Source organism: Micromonospora sp. WMMD737 (assembly GCF_049179055.1).
GTDB classification, from domain to species: domain Bacteria; phylum Actinomycetota; class Actinomycetes; order Mycobacteriales; family Micromonosporaceae; genus Micromonospora; species Micromonospora reichwaldensis.
Genome location: NZ_JBMHMH010000005.1, coordinates 1 through 4,369, shown reverse-complemented (window position 1 = coordinate 4,369; position 4,369 = coordinate 1). Strand labels below are relative to the sequence as shown.

The window sequence follows — 4,369 nt, the reverse complement described above, 5'->3', positions numbered from 1 at the left end:
CGACCCCGCCTCGACCTGGATCGACGTCGACGTCACGATCGGCCGCGACACCGTCGTGCGTCCCGGCACCCAGCTGCTGGGCGGCACCCGCATCGGCGGCCGCTGCGAGATCGGGCCCGACTCGACGCTGACCAACGTCACCGTCGGCGACGCCGCGGAGGTGATCCGCACCCACGCCACCTCGGCGGTCATCGGCGACGGCGCCACCGTCGGCCCGTTCACCTACCTGCGGCCGGGCACCGTGCTGGGCGAGGCGGGCAAGCTCGGCGCGTTCGTCGAGACCAAGAACTCCGCCATCGGCGCCGGCACCAAGGTGCCGCACCTGACCTACGTCGGCGACGCCGACATCGGCGAGCACAGCAACATCGGCGCGTCCAGCGTGTTCGTCAACTACGACGGGGAAACCAAGTCGCGCACCACGATCGGCTCGCACGTGCGCACCGGGTCGGACACCATGTTCGTCGCGCCGGTGACCGTCGGGGACGGCGCCTACACCGGCGCGGGAACGGTGATCCGCGACGACGTCCCGCCCGGCGCACTGGCGGTCTCGGCCGGCCCGCAGCGCAACATCGAGGGCTGGGTGCAGCGCAAGCGCCCCGGCAGCGCGGCGGCCCGCGCCGCCGAAGCCGCCGGCGACGACGACGGTCCGGGCGGACACCCCGCCCGCTAGAGCACCTCGGGGCTGCGCCAGCGCCGGGCCAGCGCATCCTCCACCGACAGCGCGAGCTGCTCGAGACTCTCGCGTTCGGCGGGGTCGAAGTCCTGTCCGGCCACGGTGCGCCGCATCCGCGCCAACTGGCTGGTGACGGCCTGCTCGTGCACGCTGCCGGCACACCACGCCAGATCGCGCAGCAGCCGGGTCAGCGCCGCCAGCACCGCGGCGTCCTCGACGCCGTAGTGCCGTGGCTGGGTGACGGCCTCGTCGAGCAGATCCGCCAGCTCCGGCCCCTGGACCACCACCCGCGCGACGCCGTCGTCGTCGCGGTGCACCGCGTGGCCCAGCCGGCGGTCGGCCAGCCTGCACAACAGGGCCGACAGGTGCCCGATGCCGTGCACCGCCGTCGTCGGGTCGTTGATCCCCGGCGACAGCGCCTTGACCACCACGTCGGTGAGCTGGCGCACCGCGTAGCCGATGTCCTGCACCGGGGTGCGTTCGTCGCCGATGTGGATGACCTTGGCCACGCAGCCGCGCAGGTCGTCGATCGCGTCGTCGTCCAGCCCGCCCCCGGTACCGGCCCACAGCATGGCCACCGGCGTGCCGGCCACCAGCCAGTCGCCGGGCTTGCGGTTCAGCGCCACCACCGCCCCGGCCCGGGACGCGGCCTCGACCAGGGGTTGCTGGTTGATCCCGGTCAGAAAGCCGGTACTCGGGGCACCCACCGGGTGGGCCCCGGCCGGCGGTGACGGCGCCGACTCCACCTGGGCGGACTCGTCCATCTGCTCGAGGCTGGTCTCGGCGTTGCGCAGGGCTTCGCCGAGCACCGACCCCAGCAGCGTCTCCACCCGGATCTGGCGCACCAGATGCGCCAGGAACAGCACCAGCGCGAGCACGCTGATCACCGCGAGCAGATAGCCGACGGTCACCGAGATCTGCGGCACGAACACCGTGCCGCCGTTGTCGCTGTCGCGCACCGTGCGCAACACGGTCAGCGTGTAGGCGAACGTCGCCACGAACAACCCGAGGGTGCGCTGGACGAACTTGTCCTGCGCGAAGGTGCGCAGCAGCCGCGGCGAGAACTGCCCGCTGGCCAGCTGCAGCGTCACCAGCGTCAGCGAGAACGTCAGCGAGGTCACCGTCATCACCGACGCCGCGATCGCGGCCAGCACCTCCCGGGCGGCGGCCGGGCCGCCGCCGAAGATCCAGCGCGACACCTCCGCGGGCAGGGCGCCGTCGAGTGCACCGTCGAGCTCGGGCAGCAGCAGGCCCGCGGCGATCGCCAGGACGACCGCCATCGCCGGCACCGGCCACAGCCGGCTGCGGATCGCGTCGAGCATCCAGGCTCTGCGGCGGTTGACCGCCGTCCAGAAGGCCACGTCCACCACCTCCGCGTGATCGTCGGTGTCGCCACCGCCGCGTCCCCGAGGCTACCCACTGGTAGCAATCGGTCGCGCAATGTTGGCATTCTGGTAACCCGCCAGCGTGTGCGGATCAGCGCTCCGTACGATGGCCGTCGTATCGATCCGATCAGAGAAGCCGAGGGCAGCCCGTGAGCCACGAGTGGACTGACAACCGCAAGAACCTGATGTTGTTCTCGGGCCGCGCGCACCCCGAACTGGCCGAGCAGGTCGCCAAGGAGCTCGACGTCCCGGTCACCGCGCAGACGGCGCGCGACTTCGCCAACGGCGAGATCTTCGTCCGCTTCGACGAGTCCGTCCGCGGCTGCGACGCATTCGTGCTGCAGAGCCACCCCTGGCCACTGAACCAGTGGCTGATGGAGCAGCTGCTCATGATCGACGCGCTCAAACGGGGCAGCGCCAAGCGGATCACCGCGATCCTGCCGTTCTACCCCTACGCCCGCCAGGACAAGAAACACCGCGGCCGCGAACCCATCTCGGCGCGCCTGGTGGCCGACCTGCTCAAGACCGCGGGCGTCGACCGCATCGTCACCGTCGATCTGCACACCGACCAGATCCAGGGTTTCTTCGACGGGCCCGTCGACCACATGCGCGCGCAGAAGTTGCTGACCGGCTACATCGCCGAGAACTACGCCGGCCACGACATGGTGGTCGTCTCCCCCGACTCCGGCCGGGTGCGGGTGGCCGAGAAGTGGGCCGACTCCCTGGGCGGGGTGCCGCTGGCCTTCATCCACAAGACCCGCGACCCGCTGGTGCCCAACCAGGTCAAGTCCAACCGCGTCGTCGGTGACGTCGCCGGCAAGACGTGCATCCTCACCGACGACATGATCGACACCGGCGGCACCATCGCCGGTGCGGTGCGGCTGCTCAAGGAGGACGGCGCCGCCGACGTCGTCATCGCGGCGACCCACGGTGTGCTGTCGGACCCGGCACCCGAGCGGCTGGCCGGCTGCGGTGCCCGCGAGGTCATCGTCACCAACACGCTGCCGATCAGCGAGGAGAAGGTGTTCCCGCAGCTGACGGTGCTCTCGATCGCCCCGCTGCTGGCCAACACGATCCGCGCGGTCTTCGACAACGGCTCGGTCACGGGGCTTTTCGACGGATCGGCCTGACCTGCGATGACCCAACCGCGCATCTACCACAACCCCAGGTGCTCGACGTCACGCAAGACCCTGGAATTGTTGCGCGACAACGGCATCGAGCCCGAGGTGGTGCTCTATCTGAAGACACCGCCGTCGCGCGCCGAGCTGGCCGAGTTGATCAGCGCGGCCGGCGTCGACGTGCGCACCGCGGTCCGCAAACGCGAGTCGCTCTACACCGAGCTCGGGTTGGCCGACGCGACCGACGACGAGCTGCTCGACGCGATGGCCGAGCACCCGATCCTGATCGAACGGCCGTTCGTCGTCACGGCCAAGGGCACCCGGCTGGCACGTCCCCTCGACGCGGTCCGCGAGATTCTGTGACCGCTCGGCCGGTACTGGCCGCGGCGCTGGCGGCGGTGCTGGCCTGCGGCTGCACCACCGAGGCGCCCGACTACCAGTCGGTGTGGTCGACCCCGAGTTCGGCGCCGGCCCCCGAACCGGAGTCGACCGCCACGCAGGCCGCGCAGGTCCCGTTGTCGCAGTTCCTCGAGGAGATCGGCGTCGTCGGTCAGCCGGTGGCCCCGGACAAGCTGGCCGACCTGACCGTGTCGATGCCGACTCCGGCGGGCTGGGAGCCCTACCGGGACGCCAGTCTCGCGCCCGGCACCCGGATGATCGCCAAGGGCGACACCTACCCCACCGCGATGCTGATGGTGTTCGAGCTCGACGGCGAGTTCGACGCCGCCACGGCGTTGCGGCACGCCGACGTCGACGCCGAGATGTCGGAGAACTTCCGCCGGCTCGGCTCGTCGGACGACGATTTCAACGGGTTCCCGTCATCGGTGATCGAGGGCAGCTACGACCTCGCCGGTTCGCGCATGCACACCTACAACCGGGTGGTCATCGCCACCGGCGCACCGCCGCAACGGCAGCGCTACCTGGTCCAGTTCACCGTCACCGGCTACGCCGACAAGGCCGCCGAAGAGGCACCCGACATCGAGGCGATCATCAACGGGTTCACCGTCGAGGTGCCCGGCGGGGCGACCGCTCCCCGGTAAGGCCACCGCCCGACCTTTCGCCGAAACGGCATTCCAGCAGCCGCGCACTCGCACTTTCGCTGCTGGAATGCCGTTTCGGCCGGCTTAACCTGCGCGCACTAGGGTGAGGGCCATGTCTGACTGGACCGCGGCCGACCTGCCCTCCTTCGCCGG

Annotated in this window: 5 protein-coding genes; 4 read left to right on the top strand and 1 reads right to left on the bottom strand. The window is 70.8% G+C overall.

Annotated features, from left to right (window positions below; genetic code table 11):
* A partial coding sequence (locus ACN27A_RS33620; protein ID WP_421458905.1) for a DapH/DapD/GlmU-related protein occupies positions 1-670 on the top strand: 670 nt, incomplete at its 5' end.
* Here the strand turns inward: ACN27A_RS33620 and ACN27A_RS33615 are convergent.
* On the bottom strand, positions 667-2,034 hold the full coding sequence (locus ACN27A_RS33615) for a DUF2254 domain-containing protein (protein WP_421458902.1): 1,368 nt from the start codon (positions 2,032-2,034) through the stop codon (positions 667-669). The genes ACN27A_RS33620 and ACN27A_RS33615 overlap by 4 nt on opposite strands.
* 173 nt (positions 2,035-2,207) lie before the next feature.
* Between ACN27A_RS33615 and ACN27A_RS33610 the strand changes: the two genes are divergently transcribed.
* Genes ACN27A_RS33610 through ACN27A_RS33600 form a run of 3 tightly spaced genes read left to right on the top strand, consistent with a single transcriptional unit; the run spans position 2,208 to position 4,216 of the window.
* A complete protein-coding gene (locus ACN27A_RS33610) occupies positions 2,208-3,188 on the top strand; it encodes a ribose-phosphate diphosphokinase (protein WP_421458900.1) in 981 nt (326 codons plus the stop codon).
* A gap of 6 nt (positions 3,189-3,194) precedes the next feature.
* On the top strand, positions 3,195-3,539 hold the full coding sequence (gene arsC, locus ACN27A_RS33605; RefSeq protein WP_421458898.1) for an arsenate reductase (glutaredoxin): 345 nt from the start codon (positions 3,195-3,197) through the stop codon (positions 3,537-3,539).
* Entirely contained in the window at positions 3,536-4,216 is a 681-nt protein-coding gene (locus tag ACN27A_RS33600) for an LpqN/LpqT family lipoprotein (RefSeq protein WP_421458897.1), read from the top strand. Before arsC ends, ACN27A_RS33600 begins: the two co-directional genes overlap by 4 nt.
* Positions 4,217-4,369 lie beyond the last annotated feature (153 nt).

Coding starts and splice junctions, on each gene's coding strand:
- arsC (WP_421458898.1), top strand. CDS start 3,195: ATGACCCAACCGCGCATCTACCACAACCCCAGGTGCTCGACGTCACGC.